Below are 17873 nucleotides of genomic sequence, written 5' to 3'. Positions count from 1 at the left end.
CGCCGCGGCCCGCATCGAAAAACCTTCACCGAGGGCGGCAACCGACGCCCATTCCAGTCCGCCTTGCGGCCAGACGGTTTCTTCCAGAAACACATGGCAGAGAGCCGAAAGCGCTGCCGTTGTCAGACAAAAACCGGCGACCGCCTCGGTCGGGACAGAGCCGAGGCGGCGCGACAGAACCGAATAGCTGGACCAGAACAAGGATGAGACAACAGCCGCCCCGTAGCCAAGCACGGATCCACTCTCGAACCGCAGCCCCTCGCCTCCGGTGATGAGCAGGGCCGCCCCGGCAAGCCCGAGGACAGTGCCGATCACGTGATGCAAACGCAGGGATTCGCCCGGGAGCAATGCCGAGAACACCACGATCAGCAGCGGCCACGTGTAGTTGATCAGATTGGCGTCCACCGGAGGCGCATTCCGGATCGCGGTGAAATAGAAAAAATGAAACCCGAAGAGCCCCAGCGTCCCGAAAGCCCAGACCTTCGGCGGCTGGCGCAACAAGGACAACTGTCCCCGCGCCACAAGCCAGCCGGTCGCAAGAATACCCGACAGACCAAAACACAGAGCATTCAGGAGAAAGGGCGGAACATCTCCGGACCCGGCCCCGAACAGGCCGAGCGTCGCCCACATCAGGACGGCGGTCAGGCCGATGAGAGTTGCGCGAATGCGGAGTGTTTGCGTTGCCATGTCAGCGCCCTATATGGAGGGCCAACCGGTAAGGCCCGGCACTTGATCTGTCAAACACGGGGTTTTCGGTGCCCCGATCCGGGATGCGGCGATCAAGTCCTTGATTGTACGGTGCGAACGGGACATGGTGCGGTCTTCTAGATGGACAGACCGTTCCGGAGATCCCATGAGCACAACGGACATCAGGACCCTTGGTCCCGACGACGCCCACCAACTTGCCCCGCTCATCGCAGAAAATGCCCAGGCGCTTCGCCGTGGCGCACCGCGCCGTCCCGACGAGTACTACGCAGAGCGCATTCTCGGCGACAAGACCGCCGAAGTGGTCGGCGCCTTTCAGGGCGGCCAGCTGATCGGTTTTGCAGTTTATTTCGACCTGCCCGAACTGATCACGGGTTTGCGCATCGGCCAGCTCGACGACATCTATGTCCACCCGGACTTCCGCAATCACGGTATCGGGCGCGAGATGATCGAAACGCTGGTCGAGGAAGGCCACAAGCGGGGCTGGCTGCATCTGCGCTGGCTGGTGCCGGGCAAGAACGCACCGGCTGTCGCACTTTATGAAAAGATCGCCGAACCCGATCACCGGAAGAGCTACGTCATTCCGATCGACCGGATCGCGGGCGACTGATCAGGCATCCGAGGCCGGGAACAACCGGGGCAATTTCCCAAGCGGAATCAGACCGACACGCAGCTTGTTGTCGACAATCGTCAGGGGCATCGTGATGGTCTGGGCCCCGTTTGTGCCGGTCCTGGACGCACCGAACGCAAGCGCCGCTCCCTGAAGCGCTTGCGGGATATTCGATTGCGGCGGAAACACCTTGCCAAGCAGGCGGAAGGTTTCCGATACGTCCGTGATCGTCACATCGACCTTGCCCGACACAAGCCCGCGCCGGTTGATCTTGACCTGGCCCTCCGCCGACACTTCCGCCTGTCCGTTTGCAAGGGATATCAGCGCGATCTGGATTGACCGGTTGCCATCCGCATCCACCGGCAAACGCTCGAACGGCACACCGTTCATCAGGGCCATGCCCTTGTCGACACGCACGTGAAGGCGGGCGTTCAACGGTTCCTTGCCAAGGGGCGAAAACGAACTCGACAGGTCTTTCAGATCCACAAAGGCCTCAAGCGTCTGCGGAGCATCCGGAACAGCTCGGAAATGCAGGTCCGCCGCCCCGGCCTCGATGTCGCCCTTGTGCCCGGCAAACTTGAGATCGATCGAAGGCTTCGCCAGAACCGCATCAACCTGCCGGACAAACTCATCGGAAAACATGACGCTTGAGCGGGCGCTTTCCCAATCCATATCCGCTGCCGTGCCGGTCAGAGGGTCCGTCAGGTTGCCCGGACCTTCCGCCTCAAAAATCACGTGCCAGGGATTGTAGATCAGCGCGACCGCGCTCAGCCCGGTGACGGTTCCGCGCGCGCCCTCCCCTTCGCTCGCACTCAGGCCGAAACAGGCCACCTCGTAGCGAAAGGGAAATCCTCCGACTGACCGCCGGTCACATGACAGCACCACTCCGTCGCGGTTCAAATTGGAAATAAACCGGTCCATCTCGCCAAGCAGCACCGACCGGCCATAGGCCCATGCGCCGGACCACACCGCCATGACAGCAAGGACAATCAGCGCAAGCACAATATACCTGGTTCTGACGTTTTTCCGGGGTTCCAGTGAGGGTGCGTTCATCAGGCATCCTTGGGTTGGGGCGCATTCGCCCGTTGCGTCTTGACCGCGTCGTTGCTAAGCCCGCAGCCGTTGCGGTATGGCACTAAGGCTGGATATGAGCGATTTTTGGGTTTTTGGCTACGGCTCCTTGATGTGGAATCCCGGCTTTGATCATTTGCGGTCCGAACCTGCCTTGTTGCGCGGCGCGCACCGGTCGCTGTGTGTCTATTCCTGGGTCCATCGGGGCACACAGGAAAAGCCCGGCCTGGTGTTTGGCCTCGACCGCGGCGGCGCCTGCCGGGGCATGGCCTATCTTGTCCACGCCGACAGCCGGGAAGACACGATTGCCTATCTCCGGGCCCGCGAACAAGTGACCATGGTCTATCTTGAGAAATGGCGCAAGGTCCAGCTGCCTTCCGGGGAAACCGTCGAGGCGTTGACCTACATGGTCGACCGCGCGCATCCGCAATATGCCGGTGCCCTGCCATTGGCAACACAGCTTGATATTGTCCTGGAAGCAGCCGGCCAGTCCGGCCGCAATCCGGAATATGTGCTCAACACCGCCGCCCATCTCGATGAACTCGGCATCCGCGATCATGGTGTATCGTGGTTGTCCAAGCAGCTTGCCGGTTTGAACCAGCCCGGCGGTTAGGCAGGAGCGCCAGCTATATGGCGCTTGAACTTACAATGTCTTTAAGTACGGGAGACGGATTGGGTGCGGTCCGGGCTTCCTCAAGCAACGCGTTGCTCGCCGTTTCGATCGCGTCAACCATCCGGTCGTGAAACACTTTCGGATCAAGCCCCGGCTCAATCGGCGGCAGGAATTCGACAATCACCTTGCCCGGATAAACCAGCCAGGACGACCGCGGCCAATAGACCCCTGCATTATGCGCGACCGGCAGAACCGGGCATTCCAGATCCTTGTAGAGATGGGCGATTCCGAACTTGTACTGCGGTTCGGCTCCCGCAGGGCGCCGCGTCCCTTCCGGGAAAAGGAAAATCTGCCGCTCGTCGGCAATCGACTGTTTTGCGTGTTCCCGCATGACCCTGAGGGCGGCTGCCCGCTTGCCGCGGTTGATCGGGATGGTCCTGAACTTGGCCGTGTACCAGCCAAAAATCGGAATCCAGCGCAGTTCGCGCTTCAGGATAAAGGTCGGACACCTGAACAACGGGATCAGGGATACGGTTTCCCACACGGATTGATGCTTGGCTGCGACGATGAACCCGCCATCGGGAATGTTTTCGCGCCCGCGCACCTCGACCGTGATGCCCGCGACATACCGCATCAAGACCTGCAAGACCCGCGACCAGAACGGCACAATCCACCAGCCCCATCTCCAGGGAAGCAGAAAGACCGGCGACAGCAGCAGCATCATGACGAATGTCACGAGGTAAAACAGGATTTGAAACAGGGTCGAGCGCAGAAAAAGCATGATATCCGAAGGTTCGGCGCCAGACTGGCGCGGGCCGATTACAAACCGAGTGCCTTGCCCGCCCGGACAAGGGCAACACGAAGACCGGCGAGGGTATACTTCGAATATTCGCGAATGAGAAGCCGGGTGGTGGCAGGCGACCGATACCATGCCTTGAGATCAAGTTCCGAGGAATAGACCGGATAGGGGATCATCCGGATGCCCGGCATGACGCTGGCCAGTTCCGTCTGGGCCCTGGGCAAATGATAGGCGCTGGTGACCAGAATGAGCGAGCTGAAACCGTTTCCAGCCATCCAGCGGGCCGTTTCCAACGCGTTGCCTTCCGTGTTCAACGCCACCCGATCGAGATCCACACAGCATGACAGCAACGGCATGTCCGTCTTGGTCATGTAGGCGATCTGCTTTGGTGTCGTGCCGGGGTGAACGCCCGAAATCAGCAGCCGTCCGGCATGCCCCTCGCCCAGAAGATGAATTGCCTGCTGCACGCGTTCCGTTCCGCCAGTCAGGACAACAATGGCGTCCGCCCGGGGATCTTTGGGGATCTGAAGATGGGCAACCTTGTTGGCAAAGGCAAAAAACTTGCCCGCAATCAGCAGAAGACCGAGAACGATTACGATGACCGCCAGCAAACGCTTCCGCTGCCAAACACCCCTATTGGCCGATATCCGCGTCTTAACCGGCAACGCACGATGGTCCTCACCATCGCCGTCTTTTGGCGGCGGCGGGTAAAAGCCAGCCTGATCTGTGTCGGTGTCTCCGCGGTTCATGGCTTTTTCATGATAGATGATTCGGAACTTTTGGTGGCAAATGTCCGGTTAGCGTCAATCCACCTTCGAAAGATGCGCTTTCACGGCCAACCCGGAAGTCAATGCCGTCAGGACCGCAACAAGAAACACCACCCCGATCACGCCGAGATACCCCGGCAACCCGACGGACACTGGCCCGAACAGGGCCGACAACTGGTCCGTTCCCGCAAAACCTTCATTTTGCCGGGTGAGGATGTCGAGCAATACAAAGCAAAGGGTCGCTGCAAACCCGCCTGAAAGTCCGCCCTTCAGGCCCAGCATCAGAAAATGGCGCTGGAATTCCCGGGCAATGAAGCTGTCTTCGGCACCAACGAAATGCAGCACGGATACCACGTCCTTGTTACCGGCCATGGCCGCCTGGGTTGCAAACACCACGCTGAGCACCATGGAAGCAAGAACCAGAATCATGATGGCAACCCCGACCACGACAACCGCACCGGCCATCGCTGCCAGGCGGGATGTCCAGATAGAGTGATCATCAAGGGTTGCGCCGGGCACTTCTGCCTCGATCTTCTGCTTGAGGTCCTTCAGGTTCAGTAGATCCGGATCGGCAACCGTAATCTGGATCAGTCTGGGAACCGGAAGGGTGTCGAGGTCAAGTCCGGCCCCGAGCCAAGGCTGCAACAAGTCTCTTGTTTCAGTATCCGACAAGGCCCTGACATCGCCGATCCCGGCATATTCCTGTGTCAGCGCGACCGCCTTGTCGATCTCGCGCAGCATGTCCACGCCTTCAGCCGGGCGGATTTGGATCGTTACCTCGCGCACCAGATCGTTTTGCCAGGCGTCGGCAGCCTGCCAGACGATCGACACGGCCCCGACAGTCAGGCTCGCGAGAAAGCACATGATCGCGACAACCAGCGTCAACGCGCGCCCGGCGACAGACTGGGGCGGCACGATCGCGGCACTTTGCCGGATTTTGGCGTTTTCGAGCGATTTGCCTCTGGCGGCAGCCTTTCGCGCCGGATTGGCAGGACGTTTGGGCTTTCGCTCGGGGATGACTTCGGCGCTCGAGGCGTTTCTTCGCACCGGTTTTTTACGCGTCGCCATCGACAGTCCTAATCAAAAATCTCTAGGCGGCCTTCGGCCAGCACCATTCTGCGCGCGTCCACCTGCTCCAGAAGCGCAATGTCGTGTGTTGCGATCACAACGGACGTCCCCAGCTTGTTAAGTTCTATGAACAGGCGAAGCAAGCGGCGCGCAAGCGGGGGGTCCACGTTCCCGGTCGGCTCATCGGCCAACAAGACATCCGGCCGGGTGATCAAGGCCCGGGCGATGGCCGCACGCTGCTTTTCCCCCCCGGACAGCACCGGAGGCAGCACATGCATGCGCTCGCCAAGGCCAACCCACTTGAGCAACTCAATCACATCCGAACGGTATTCGGACTCATCCTTTCCGTTCACCCGGAGCGGCAAGGCGATGTTCTCGTAAGTCGTCAAGTGATCCAGCAAGCGGAAATCCTGAAACACGACTCCGATTTTCCGGCGCAACTCGGGCAGTTCCTGCTTCTGGATCAGGCTGATGTCACGATTGAACACCTGCACGAGACCGCGGGTCGGCCGCAACGACATGAACAACATGCGAATGAGGCTGGTCTTGCCGGCACCTGACGGGCCTGTCAGAAACTGGAAAGACTGGGGCTCGATCCGGAAGGTCAGGTCCTTCAGGATTTCGGGACCCATGCCATATCTCAGTCCGACATTTTCAAAGCGGATCACACACACCTCCTGACGCTGCCTGCAAGCTAAAGCCCTCGCGTTAACGCTTCATTAAACATATGGTTGTCCTCTGTAGCCTCGAAGTTTCCGTGGGTGACGCTCTGCGCCGCCACCAAACCAATGCCGGAACACACCCCGCTCGGCCAGACTGGCAGACGCTTTAGCACATTTGGTGAAGGGTCTTCGCGTATGAAGATCAAATGTCCGGACTGTCATACGTCATACGACGTCAAACCCGAACTACTCGGCCAAAAAGGCCGGAGTGTGAAATGCGTCCGTTGCGGCGGCAAATGGTTCGTGATGCCGGACCATCAGGACGGCGATCCGGACCTTGAGCCGCAAGATGACGGCATTCAGGACTTTTCTTCCGAAACCTGGACGGACGATCTCGATGAGATCGATGCGTCTGTTTCGGAAAGACAGCAACCGCCCGCGCCGCCCAAGCGCGACCAAAAGACCATTGACGTGGTTCCTTCTCCCGTCGAACGGCCATCAAGCGGGCCCAGCGGAAAACCGGAACCGCCGGAACAGACCAAACCATCCGCCGGTTCGGACGAAACGCCCAAACCCGTTGATATCGAGACCCTGGCGAACAGGCCGAGAGTAAAGGTCAACCCGGACAAGTACCGCCGCAATCGATTGGGTGCGGCCGCCACATGGGTTGCCCGGCGCAACTACCGGCGGATCGGCGGCGTGGCGCTTTTTGCATTTGCCATCGCTTTGACTGCCTTTTTGCTGACAATCAGGACCGATATCGTGCGCGCGGCTCCGGATCTGGCAAGCCTGTTCGACATGATCGGACTGGATGTCAATCTGCGGGGTCTGGAGTTTGAAAACCTGAGGACATTCGCCGAACAGGATCAGGGCCGGCCGGTTCTTGTTGTGGAAGGCTCAATCCGCAACATTGAAAAGACGGACAAGAGCATTCCGGCGGTCCGGCTGTCGATCCGGGGAACCGATCTACAGGAAATTTACGCCTGGACGGTTGAACCGCGGACGGAAATGCTGAGTGGCCTGGATGAAACCCGGTTCCGGAGCATATTGCCGGATCCTCCTCCGGGCGCCAACGATATTCAGGTGCGGTTTGTCGACCGCCAGCCCGGAAAAACCGTAGTCGAGTAGCATGACACCCACAATCAACACCCTTTTTGACGAAGACGCGATCGCCGCGCGTGTTTCGGACCTTGCCGGCGAGATCGCGGTCTCCGATCCGCACCGGCTCCTGATCGTCGCCGTCCTGAAAGGCAGTTTCATTTTCGCAGCCGACCTTGTGCGGGAGATGCACCGTGCCGGCATGACGCTGGAAATGGAATTCATGCATCTGTCCAGCTATGGCGCTGGCACGGAAGGTTCGGACAATATCCGGGTTCTCCGGGATGTTGAAAGCGACGTGAATGATCGGGATATCATCCTCGTCGATGATATCCTCGAATCCGGCAGGACCCTCAAGTTTGCCAAGGAACGTCTGCTTGGGCGCGGCGCACGGTCGGTGCGGGTTGCCGCATTGCTCGACAAGCCGGAAAAGCGCAAGGCAGCGATCTCGGCCGATTATGTCGGGTTTGCCTGCCCTGACAAGTTCGTGGTTGGCTACGGAATGGACATGGGCCATGCTTGGCGCCAGCTGCCCTTCATCGGCTATGTCGTTCCGCAGGAACCTGCCGGCGGCGGAGAAGCGACAGGAGAGTAACGAATGGCCCGCATTCTTCTGACCGAAGACGATGACGCGGTCCGGAGCTTCGTCAAACGGGCTTTGGAACTCGACGGACATCACGTCAAGGCTGTTGAGGATGGTGGCCAGGCAGTCGAGGAACTCGACAAGCACGGCAAGGCCTTTGACCTGCTGGTGTCCGACATCAAGATGCCGGTCATGGACGGCATTGCGCTGGCCTTGCATTCCGCACGGGACTATCCCGAAATGCCGATCCTTTTGATGACAGGCTTTGCGGATCAGCGCGAACGCGCCGACGGGCTGGACAAGCTTGTCCACGACATCGTGACCAAGCCGTTTTCACTTGCCGACATCCGGCGTGCGGTTCGCGATGCGATTTCCGGGTCCGAAGGTACGATTGGCCGCAGTTACGGTTAAGGTTCCAACGCAAATATGACAATCAAACGCCCGGCCCCTTTGGACCGGGCGTTTGATTTGGAAGCGACTGAACTCGCCGGTATCATCACCCGTTTGAACCACCCCATGTTCCATGAAATCCATGACGTATTCCCCGTCCCGAATGCAGCAAAGCGAAGATCCGGGACCGGCGGGCTGTTAAATCTGGCTATCCGGGCTCTTCGGTCCCGGACAAACCTCACCAAGCTCGCATCACACTAATTCCGGTTCAGCAGGCGCTCCAGATAGTCCAGTTCGATCTGAGGCCGGTTCGGGTCGGAGAAGCGGCGGCGCAGTTCCTCCAGAATCCGGCGGGCTCGCTGGACATCGATTTCATCGGGCACCTGGACCCGGTTGCCGAAGTCCGGTCCCTCGCTCCGCCGGGGCCTGCCGAGCGGATCCTCGTCCATCGGAGACCGCCCGGTGGTAAGGCCCGGCCCCTCACCCTGACCCATCATCTGTTCCGCCATGCCCTGGGCGCCGCGGCGCAGCGCATCCAGCGCATCACCCTGTTGCCCGAGTGCGCGCTGTCCACGGCCCTGGCCGAGCGACTGCTGTGCCTCGCCCATCGATTCCCCAGCCTCGCCCAGTGCCTCGCTCTGGCCCATGCCGTTTTGGCCAAGCTGATCCATCAGCTGCTGAAGCTGCTGCGCCAGATCCCCCTGCCCCTGCTGCAACTGATCCAGCAGCTGCTGAAGCTGCTTCTGGGTCATTTGTTGCCCTTCGCCCTGCTGGCCTTGTTGACCCGGCTGCTGTTGCCGCTGGTTGTTGAACTGGTGGGTCTGGTCCATCAGTTGCTGTTGCTGCTGGATCATGCGGCCAAGTTCATCCAGCATCTGCATCATTTCATTCGTCATGGCACCCGGCATCATTTGCGGGCGTCCGGCTTGCAGGTTTTCCAGCATCTGCTGCATCTGGGCCAGCAACTCGCGTGCAGCATCGCGCGAACCGGTGCGGGCGAGTTCCTCAATCCGGTTGAGCATGTCCGACAAGTCCTGCTGGTTCAGCATCTGCTGGTTCGGATTGAACGGCTGCATCGCCTGGGGATTGTTGCGCATCTGCTCGGCAAGCGCCTGCATGTAATCATTGAGGGCCTCCCGGAGCTGCTGGGTCAGTTCGGCGATTTCCTCATCACTCGCCCCATTCTCGAGCGCCTGCCGCAAGGCTTCCTGGGCGTCTCTCAGGGCGCGTTCGGCCATGGACAGGTCACCATCCTCGATCGTCAGCGCCAGATCCCACAAAAGCGGCAGCAAGGCTTTCAACTCTTCGTCGCTGTTTGCCCGGACAAGCTCCTTGTAGGCAAAGCGCATGCCCAGATATGTCCTTGTGTCGATTTCGAACACTTCGGGTGCCACCAGAAGGGCGTCAATCGCAGTGATTGCGCGCGTCTGATTGTTGGCATCAAGCGCAAGATCCCGCCGCTGCTCCACCACGGCACGGGCCAGCGGCTTCCGGAACAGACGCTGAGGCAGCACAAACCTGTGTGGCGGGCTGTATCCCTCCTGTCCGGCCTCGTCGCGCGCAGTCAGATGCAGATACACCTCCGACCCGGCCCAGGGGTGAGATGTCAGGTCGCGAATCGTTTCCCCGGTCTTCAGATCGCCCGAACGCGGCGGCAAGGAAAGGGGAAATTGCGGAGCTTCGACGAGCGGGCGCGGAGAACCGCTCTCTCCGCGGCCCTTCAGAACCGGTGCAATGCGCGCTTCTGCGGCGACAACGCCATAATCGTCGTCCATCCGGTAGGCGAATTTCAACGCGCCGCTCAACAGCTGTTCCGGATCCTGCGTCAACGCGATTTCAGGAGCGTTGTCCGGCCGGACGAGGAACGGAAACTGAGCAACGGCGGTCTCGCCCTTCTTCAACAGAACCACCGAGGGCTTTTCAAGCGTTACCCGGAACTCAGCCGGAAGCCCGGAAGCCGCCCCGTTTCCATTTTCGGGCGCAACGGTTTCAACCGCATCCTCCGGCGATTTGGACACTGCCACCGACAGACCGTCATTGCCCTGTGACCTGACAACCAGAACCGATCCCTCCGGAACCGTCACCGGCTGGCCGGGGTCGCGAAAGGCCGCGCTCTCGCCGGTCAGATAAATTGGAGGTTCATTGGTGTAGAGCGGCGGCGTCACCCAGGCATCAAGACGGCTGGCAATCGCCGCCGTATCGGCCGGAACCTGAAAAGCCGCGCCAAGGCGCGACCAGCGGTCCGGCCCGGTCGCGAAAAAGCCGACAATGACCAAGAGCGCGGCCACAAGGCGCAAGGCGTAAGGATCCTGACGGTAGGCACGCGGATCCGGCGTTCCCGTCCGCATCCCGGCAACCGTCTTGGCCATCCGTTTGAGATGAAGTTTCCAGAGCGCGCTGGTGGACGGGCTATCGGTGGCATTTGCCAGATCATCGGTAAGCGCCGTCAGCGGCCGGTGCGACGTCCCCGATGCCTCTTCAACACGGGCGAGCGCCTGTTGACGGGTTGGCCAGCGCAGGGAATAGAAACCACGGACCGACCACAAGAACGCTGCCGCAAAACCAAGCAGTCCGATGACCCGGAGCCAGACAGGGCTGTCGATCCAGATGCCGAGCCAAGACAATCCGATGAAAATCCCGGCCACGGTGAGCACAGGCAGCAGCGCCCGCCAGAAATCCTCGGCGAAAAGAATGGCCCGGCTCCGCTGAACAAGCGTTTCAAGCCGATGCCGGGGATCGTTCCTGTCAGTCCGTGACTTGCGCGTTTCACCTTGGCCCAAGGCATCACCCCTCTTCATACCGGCCACACACTGACAACGTCAGTCAAAATGGCAAGTTTAGGTGCCTAGTTCTAAAGTGAGGCAGAATTAACCCGCGGGCAACAGGTTCGTCACACTAACTGCTGCCCGTTTATGGTCACGCTTTCTTGAGCCAGTCCGGTATCCGGTCCAGACCGATCAGGTCGTCATAGCTCGGACGCGGCCGGATCACGGCATATTCCGATCCATTTACAAGGACTTCCGGGACCAGCAGGCGGGAGTTGTAGGTACAGGACTGGACCGCGCCATACGCCCCGGCCGAATAAACCGCCAGAAGATCACCGGCAGCCGGTTTCGGCAAGGTCCGGCCCTTGGCGAGATAATCGCCGGTCTCGCAAACAGGTCCGACCACGTCACAAAGCACTTGCTCCGCATCCGGATCCACCACATCCACCGGGCGAATTTCGTGATAGGCCTCGTAAAGGGTCGGCCGGATCAGGTCGTTCATCGCGGCATCCACAATGACAAACGACTTGTCTTCGCCTTCCTTGACGTAGATGACCTCGCTCACGAGGATACCCGCATTGCCAGCAATCAGCCGCCCGGGCTCGAACATGACCGTACAGTCGAGCTGCTTGACGTGCTTTTTCACCACTTCGGCATAAGCGTCCGGATGCGGCGGCGGATCATTGTCCTTGACATAGGGAATTCCGAGCCCGCCCCCGAGGTCGACATGATCGATTGCAATACCTTCCTGGCGTAAATCCTCAATCAATTCCGCAAGCCGGCCGAAGGCGTCATCGAAAGGCTGCAGCTCCGTGATCTGGGAACCGATATGCATGTCGATCCCGGTGACCTTGATGCCCGGAAGCTTCGCGGCCGCCGCATAGACCGACCGCGCCTTCTGCCAGGGAATGCCGAACTTGTTTTCAGCCTTTCCGGTCGAGATCTTGGCATGCGTGCGTGCATCCACGTCCGGGTTGATGCGCAAGGAAATGCGGGCAACCTTGCCCTTTTCGCTGGCAACCCGGGACAGCTGATGAAGCTCGGGCTCCGATTCGACGTTGAAGCAAAGAATGTCTTCATCCAGTGCGTAGGCCATTTCGGCAGCCGTCTTGCCCACACCGGAAAACAGGATCTTTTTGGCCGGCACACCGGCCGCACGTGCCCGGCGGAGTTCGCCCTCCGAAACCACGTCCATGCCCGCGCCAAGTTGTGCCAGCGTTGCCAGAACAGCCTGGTTGGAATTGGCCTTGAGCGCATAACAGACCAGCGACGGAATATCGTCAAAGGCTGACGAAAACACCTCGTAGTGCCGTTGCAGCGTAGCGCTGGAATAACAATAAAACGGAGTACCGACTGCCTCGGCAATCTCCTTTACCGAAACGCCTTCCGCATAAAGGCTGCCTTCGCGATAATCAAAATGGTGCACGCGCGCCGGTCCTCGGGGCTCGGGTTGATTTTTACGTGTTCGTCAGCTTTCGATCAGGAAATCGAGCGGGAACTTTTTTGAAATCGGCTGTTCCGATTTCTGCGGCGTCCGGCCGGTTCCTGCCGGAGCCGGGCCTGCGGGAGAAGCCGTTGTCTTTGTAGAAGGCGCGGTTGCCGCCGTCGACGAAGCCGGTGTTTTCGGCTTTGCCTCGGGTTGATCAAGCGATCCGCGCCGGCCGCATCCGCCGAGCGTCACTGCAAGCGCCAAACCGATGAACGCGAACGCCTTCAAAGTGGTGCGCGGTGCCATGGTCATTCCCTTGTTCGAAGAGGATTTTCTTCTGTCCTCGCATGAGACAGGCTTCGGGGCAAGGCCTCAACCCTGCCCCTGTGACGTGTTCAGGCTTTTGACAAGTCTTTCAGCCAGCGCCGGGCCTGCTTGCGCACATTGACCGGCGACGTGCCACCGTAGCTGGTGCGGCTGCGCACGGACTTGTCGACCGACAGGACCGAGAAGATTTCACCGGTGATTTTCGGCTCGACCGCCTGCATGTCCTCAAGAGACACCTTGTGCAGCTCGATATTCTTTTCGACCGCCAATCCCACGATACGACCGGTGACGTGATGAGCGTCGCGGAACGGGAGGCCCAGAACGCGCACCAGCCAATCCGCCAGATCGGTTGCCGTCGAATAGCCTGACCCGGCCGCCTTCTTCATGGCCTTGGTCACCGGCTCCAGATCCCTGACCATGCCGGTCATCGCCGCAAGTGCGAGCGAAATGCTCGCAAGACCGTCGAAAGCCTGTTCCTTATCTTCCTGCATGTCCTTGGAATAGGCGAGCGGAAGCCCTTTCATCATGGTCAGGAGCGCCTGCAGGGAGCCGTAAATCCGCCCGGTCTTGGCCCGCACCAATTCGGCTGCATCCGGGTTCTTCTTTTGCGGCATGATCGATGAGCCGGTCGAGAACTTGTCGGACAGCTTGATGAAACCGAACTGGGCCGAACACCAGATCACGATCTCCTCCGCCAGACGCGACAGATGCATGGCAGCCAGAGAAGCGGCGGCCAGAGCCTCGATCACGAAGTCCCGGTCGGACACCGCATCAAGCGAATTTGCTGTCGGGCGATCAAAGCCGAGCGCCTCTGCCGTCAACTTGCGGTCGATCGGGAAAGACGTTCCGGCCAGTGCTGCGGACCCCAACGGGCTCTCGTTCATGCGCTTGCGGGCATCGCGGACACGGCCACGGTCGCGGGCGAACATTTCGACATAGGCCAGCAGATGGTGGCCGAATGTCACCGGTTGCGCCGACTGAAGGTGGGTAAACCCGGGCATGACGTCGCCGGCATGGGTTTCCGCCTTTTCCGCCAGCGCCTGCATCAGCTCGGTCAACTGCTCGTCAAGCGTATCGAGCGTATCGCGGACCCAGAGGCGGAAATCGGTTGCCACCTGATCATTGCGCGAGCGCGCGGTGTGCAACCGGCCTGCTGCCGGGCCAATCAACTCGGCCAGCCGCGCCTCGATATTCATGTGGATGTCTTCAAGTGCACGGGAGAATTTGAAGGTCCCCGCCTCAATTTCTGACAGGATCGTGTCTAGACCTTGAACGATCTTGTCGGCATCGTCCGGCGTGACAATTTGCCGGGCGGCAAGCATGCGCACATGGGCTTTCGAGCCGTCGATGTCCTGTTTATATAGCTTCCGGTCGTAATCGATGGAGGCGTTGATTTCCTCCATGATGGCGTCCGGTCCTTCGGCGAACCGACCGCCCCACATGCGATTGCTCATGCCAAGTCCCTTAAGAGGCAACCCCTGACGAGGTTAAGAAGAATGACGAAGCCGACCGAAACCGGACAACGCTCAAAACGCGGAATGATCACCGCAGGCATCGCCGGCGCCGTAGCAGCCCTCGCGGCTCTATACGTGATCGCCGGGCCGAATGGCAACACGGCGGAAGGGAAAACCTGCCAGGGCGCGCTGGCTGCCGCAAATGCTGCCAAACCTTACGCAACCGGTGAAGTAGCGGCTTTCCTTCCAGCCCAGAAACCACTGGGATTGTCGGAGATTTCCTTCAAGGGGCCCGACGGCCAGCCCGTGACCATGGCCGACTTCAAGGGCAAGACGGTCCTGTTGAACCTCTGGGCAACATGGTGTGCACCGTGCCGTAAGGAAATGCCGGCACTTGATGAACTCGAAAGGGATCTCGGAAGCCAGGATTTCGAAGTGGTCGCGGTCAATCTGGACCGGGGCGGACCCGACAAGCCGAAGGCGTTCCTGAACGAAATCGGCGTGAAGGACCTGACCTACTACTCTGACTCGTCCAACCAGCTGCTTCAGGACCTTCGCAAGAAGGCAAGGGCCACCGGATTGCCGACGACCATCCTGATCGGACCGGAAGGGTGCGAAATCGGGACCATGTACGGTCCTGCCGAATGGGCTTCCAGTGATGCAAAGCAACTCATCGAAGCAGCACGGCGCGAAACCGGCCCCTCAAGCTGACAGGACCGGACAGCGGGTGTTCCGGGAGCGCAAGGGCAGAGCACAGGATCCGTCCGGTACCGGGGCCCGCCTGTTTCACAGGGTGCTGGTGAGGGCCTTCCGCTTCAGTTTGCCGCTCGGTGTGCGCGGCAAGCTTGAGACAACCTGATAGGCCTTTGGGCGTTTGTATTCCGCCAGGTTTCCGGCCGCAAAGGTGGCCACGGCGGTTTCATCAAACGTGTCGGGGTCCGAAGGCACAATGAATGCCGTGATCAGGCTGACACCATCTCGGATGCTGACCGATGTTACCGCAACTTCGTGAACATCCGGGTGGTCACGCAAGACCCGCTCAACTTCCTCAGGCGCAACCCGGTAGCCAAACGCGTTCATCAGATCGTCCGCCCGGCCTTCGTACCAGTAATACCCGTCCGCATCGCTGCGCGCACGGTCGCCCGTCAGGAACCAGTCGCCACGAAACGCGGCCTGAGTCTCTTCGGGCCTTTGCCAATAGCCAAGCATGAGGCCCGGTTCGGACTTGTGTACGGCCAGCAGACCCGGCTGATCGATTTCCGCAAGGTCCCCGGTTTCACTTGCTTCATCCAGAATGGCGACCCGCCTTCCCGGTTGCGGCTTGCCAGGCGACCCCGGACGGACCAGCATGTGCGGACCGCTGGAGATATAGGTGGAGATCTCGCTCATGCCGAGCGCTTCATAAAGTTCCTTGCCTGTCTGCGTCTTCCAGGCCCGGTAGAGGTCGGTTGACAGGGCTTCTCCCGCTGTCAGCCCATGGCGCAGGTCCGGAAAAGCCTCATAATTGACATCACCATATTTGAGGATCCGGCGGTAAAGGCTTGGCACCGCTGCAAACAGGCTCGCCCGGGTTGACCTGATGAGGCCCGGCCAGATGTCCGGGTCCCTCGGCCCCACATAAACGATGCTCGTGGCCCCGTTCGCCCACGGGTCCATCAATCCGGCACCCAGTGTGTAGGTCCAGTTGAAAGCACCTGCGTGAAGCAGGCGGTCGGCTTTCCGGAACCCGTACCAGCCCTGATACATGGGCACACGTGCCGAAGCTGCCCTTTGCGCATGCAAAACGCCTTTCGGCGTCCCGCTGGTGCCGGAGGTGTAAATCAGAAAAGCCGGATCATCCGCAGCCGTTTCAGCATAGTTTCCCGGCCTCGATGCCTTTAGCACCGTTATTTCATCCGGCCCCAACAACTTCCCCGGAGCCAAAGGCAGGGACGTGTGTCCGTCATGGATTGTGAGCGCGGCACCGCTGTCGGTTTGGATCTTCGAAACTTCGGCTTCGGTCAGCATTTCCGACGTCGGGATCGGTACGAAACCTCCGGCTATTGCGCCGAAAAACAGGAGCGGAAAATCACTGGAATGCCCGAGGCGCAGAAGAACACGGTCCCCCCGCTTCAAACCTGTTTCGCGAAGGCCGCCTGCGATCGACAACACCGCGTTTTCGATGCTGCCATAGGTCCAGCTCTCGAGAACCTTCCCGCCGGGACCGGCCACTTCCAGCGCCACCGCCTGCCGGTCCGGTTCGGCATGTTGCAGGCAGTAACGCGCGAGGTTCATGGCAGGACCTCGTATTACCGGGTCGGGACCGGATGGTCACCGCGGTAGTCATAGAAGCCGCGCTGGGTCTTGCGGCCAAGCCAACCCGCCTCAACATATTTCACAAGGAGCGGACACGGACGGTACTTGCTGTCGGCAAGGCCTTCGTAAAGCACCTGCATGATCGACAGGCAGGTATCAAGGCCGATGAAATCCGCCAACTGAAGCGGCCCCATCGGATGGTTGGCGCCCAGGCGCATGGCCTTGTCGATGGATTCCACCGACCCGACGCCCTCGTAAAGAACGTAGATCGCCTCATTGATCATCGGCAACAGGATGCGATTGACCATGAAAGCGGGGAAGTCTTCAGCAACGGCCGTCTGTTTGCCGAGCCGGTCGCAGAACAGCTGGGAAGCTTCGAAGGTTTCGTCTTCGGTCGCAATGCCGCGGACCAGCTCCACCAGCTCCATCAACGGCACCGGATTCATGAAGTGAATGCCGATGAACCGCTCGGGGCGGTCTGTGCTTGCGGCAAGACGCGTGATCGAAATCGAGGATGTATTGGTGGCGAGAATCGCTTCCGGTTTCAGAATAGGGCACAACTGCGAAAAGATGCGGCGCTTGATCTGTTCGTTTTCAACTGCCGATTCGATCACCAGATCCGTTTCGGCGAGCTGATCCAGATTCTCGGCCGGCTTGATCCGGTCCAGAGCTGCCTTGCGGGCATCTTCGGTGATGATCCCCTTGTGGACCTGCTTGGCCATGTTGCCGTTGATCGACGCCAATCCGGATTCGATTCGATCCATCGAAACATCGCTCAAGCCCACGTCGAAACCTGCCAGCGCACATACATGAGCGATACCGCTGCCCATCTGGCCAGCTCCAATTACGCCGACTTTCTTGATTTCGACAACCATCTTCTAATCCGATCCTCGTGGCGCAGCCCCTATGGCTGCCTTACAGCTTTATTTTGCAATTCTCGGCTTAAACAACAAGAACCCCAAGGCGAAAAGCAGACCTCGCCTCGGGGTTTTTTTCGCAAGTGCGAAAAGCTTACTCGACGGCGGACTTCAATTCCGGCAGGACGTCGAACAGATCAGCCACAAGACCGTAGTCGGCAACCTGGAAAATCGGTGCCTCTTCGTCCTTGTTGATCGCAACGATGATCTTCGAATCCTTCATGCCGGCGAGGTGCTGGATCGCACCGGAGATGCCGCAGGCAATGTAGAGATCCGGAGCCACGACCTTGCCGGTCTGACCCACCTGCCAGTCGTTCGGG

General features: G+C 59.9%; 19 protein-coding genes. 6 read left to right on the top strand and 13 right to left on the bottom strand.

What is annotated here, in order from left to right; genetic code table 11:
- The coding region (locus tag E1297_RS10700; RefSeq protein ID WP_155137833.1) for a DMT family transporter at positions 1–687 on the bottom strand (687 nt) is incomplete at its 3' end.
- A gap of 166 nt (positions 688–853) precedes the next feature.
- Between E1297_RS10700 and E1297_RS10695 the strand changes: the two genes are divergently transcribed.
- Positions 854–1315, top strand: coding sequence for a GNAT family N-acetyltransferase (locus tag E1297_RS10695; protein ID WP_155137830.1), 462 nt, complete (start codon positions 854–856; stop codon positions 1313–1315).
- Here E1297_RS10695 and E1297_RS10690 read toward each other — a convergent pair whose 3' ends face one another.
- Complete coding sequence (locus tag E1297_RS10690) at positions 1316–2368, bottom strand: DUF2125 domain-containing protein (protein WP_155137827.1); 1053 nt, start codon at positions 2366–2368, stop codon at positions 1316–1318. It lies immediately after the preceding gene.
- Positions 2369–2462: 94 nt separating this feature from the next.
- Here E1297_RS10690 and E1297_RS10685 point away from each other — a divergent pair, with 94 nt between their 5' ends.
- Positions 2463–2999: a gamma-glutamylcyclotransferase gene (locus E1297_RS10685; RefSeq protein WP_155137824.1), complete on the top strand. Its 537-nt coding sequence runs from the start codon at positions 2463–2465 to the stop codon at positions 2997–2999.
- 13 nt (positions 3000–3012) lie between these two features.
- Here E1297_RS10685 and E1297_RS10680 read toward each other — a convergent pair whose 3' ends face one another.
- The 4 genes from E1297_RS10680 to ftsE are packed head-to-tail and all read right to left on the bottom strand — an operon-like array spanning position 3013 to position 6301.
- Positions 3013–3780 (bottom strand): 1-acyl-sn-glycerol-3-phosphate acyltransferase, encoded by a 768-nt coding sequence (locus tag E1297_RS10680; protein WP_155137821.1) that lies wholly within the window; start codon positions 3778–3780, stop codon positions 3013–3015.
- Between the two features lie 38 nt (positions 3781–3818).
- Complete coding sequence (locus E1297_RS10675; protein ID WP_155137818.1) at positions 3819–4547, bottom strand: YdcF family protein; 729 nt, start codon at positions 4545–4547, stop codon at positions 3819–3821.
- Positions 4548–4601: 54 nt separating this feature from the next.
- Entirely contained in the window at positions 4602–5633 is a 1032-nt protein-coding gene (locus tag E1297_RS10670) for an ABC transporter permease (protein ID WP_155137815.1), read from the bottom strand.
- A gap of 8 nt (positions 5634–5641) precedes the next feature.
- Positions 5642–6301: a cell division ATP-binding protein FtsE gene (gene ftsE / locus E1297_RS10665; protein WP_368669518.1), complete on the bottom strand. Its 660-nt coding sequence runs from the start codon at positions 6299–6301 to the stop codon at positions 5642–5644.
- 189 nt (positions 6302–6490) lie between these two features.
- Between ftsE and E1297_RS10660 the strand changes: the two genes are divergently transcribed.
- Genes E1297_RS10660 through E1297_RS10650 form a run of 3 tightly spaced genes read left to right on the top strand, consistent with a single transcriptional unit; the run spans position 6491 to position 8387 of the window.
- Complete coding sequence (locus tag E1297_RS10660; RefSeq protein WP_155137812.1) at positions 6491–7423, top strand: zinc-ribbon domain-containing protein; 933 nt, start codon at positions 6491–6493, stop codon at positions 7421–7423.
- Between the two features lies 1 nt (position 7424).
- Entirely contained in the window at positions 7425–7988 is a 564-nt protein-coding gene (hpt, locus tag E1297_RS10655; protein ID WP_155137809.1) for a hypoxanthine phosphoribosyltransferase, read from the top strand.
- Positions 7989–7991: 3 nt separating this feature from the next.
- A complete protein-coding gene (locus E1297_RS10650; protein ID WP_155137806.1) occupies positions 7992–8387 on the top strand; it encodes a response regulator in 396 nt (131 codons plus the stop codon).
- Between the two features lie 236 nt (positions 8388–8623).
- Here E1297_RS10650 and E1297_RS10645 read toward each other — a convergent pair whose 3' ends face one another.
- From E1297_RS10645 to argH, 4 genes are all read right to left on the bottom strand, one after another.
- Entirely contained in the window at positions 8624–11146 is a 2523-nt protein-coding gene (locus tag E1297_RS10645; protein WP_209015745.1) for a TIGR02302 family protein, read from the bottom strand.
- Between the two features lie 136 nt (positions 11147–11282).
- Positions 11283–12557 (bottom strand): diaminopimelate decarboxylase, encoded by a 1275-nt coding sequence (gene lysA, locus E1297_RS10640; protein WP_368669517.1) that lies wholly within the window; start codon positions 12555–12557, stop codon positions 11283–11285.
- A 42-nt stretch (positions 12558–12599) separates the two neighbouring features.
- Complete coding sequence (locus tag E1297_RS10635) at positions 12600–12866, bottom strand: lipoprotein (protein ID WP_155137800.1); 267 nt, start codon at positions 12864–12866, stop codon at positions 12600–12602.
- A gap of 89 nt (positions 12867–12955) precedes the next feature.
- Positions 12956–14341, bottom strand: coding sequence for an argininosuccinate lyase (gene argH / locus E1297_RS10630; protein ID WP_155137797.1), 1386 nt, complete (start codon positions 14339–14341; stop codon positions 12956–12958).
- A 42-nt stretch (positions 14342–14383) separates the two neighbouring features.
- Here argH and E1297_RS10625 point away from each other — a divergent pair, with 42 nt between their 5' ends.
- Entirely contained in the window at positions 14384–15052 is a 669-nt protein-coding gene (locus E1297_RS10625; RefSeq protein WP_155137794.1) for a TlpA disulfide reductase family protein, read from the top strand.
- Positions 15053–15127: 75 nt separating this feature from the next.
- On the opposite strand, the gene E1297_RS10620 is transcribed toward E1297_RS10625, so the two are convergent.
- The 3 genes from E1297_RS10620 to E1297_RS10610 form a co-directional block, all read right to left on the bottom strand.
- Positions 15128–16615: a class I adenylate-forming enzyme family protein gene (locus E1297_RS10620; RefSeq protein WP_155137791.1), complete on the bottom strand. Its 1488-nt coding sequence runs from the start codon at positions 16613–16615 to the stop codon at positions 15128–15130.
- Positions 16616–16629: 14 nt separating this feature from the next.
- Positions 16630–17511 (bottom strand): 3-hydroxybutyryl-CoA dehydrogenase, encoded by an 882-nt coding sequence (locus tag E1297_RS10615; RefSeq protein WP_155137788.1) that lies wholly within the window; start codon positions 17509–17511, stop codon positions 16630–16632.
- A 136-nt stretch (positions 17512–17647) separates the two neighbouring features.
- The coding region (locus E1297_RS10610; protein WP_196223271.1) for an electron transfer flavoprotein subunit alpha/FixB family protein at positions 17648–17873 on the bottom strand (226 nt) is incomplete at its 5' end.

It is taken from the genome of Roseibium sp. RKSG952, assembly GCF_009711355.1.
Note: the sequence above shows the minus strand (reverse complement) of the source record. Positions and strands in the feature narration are given on the sequence as shown.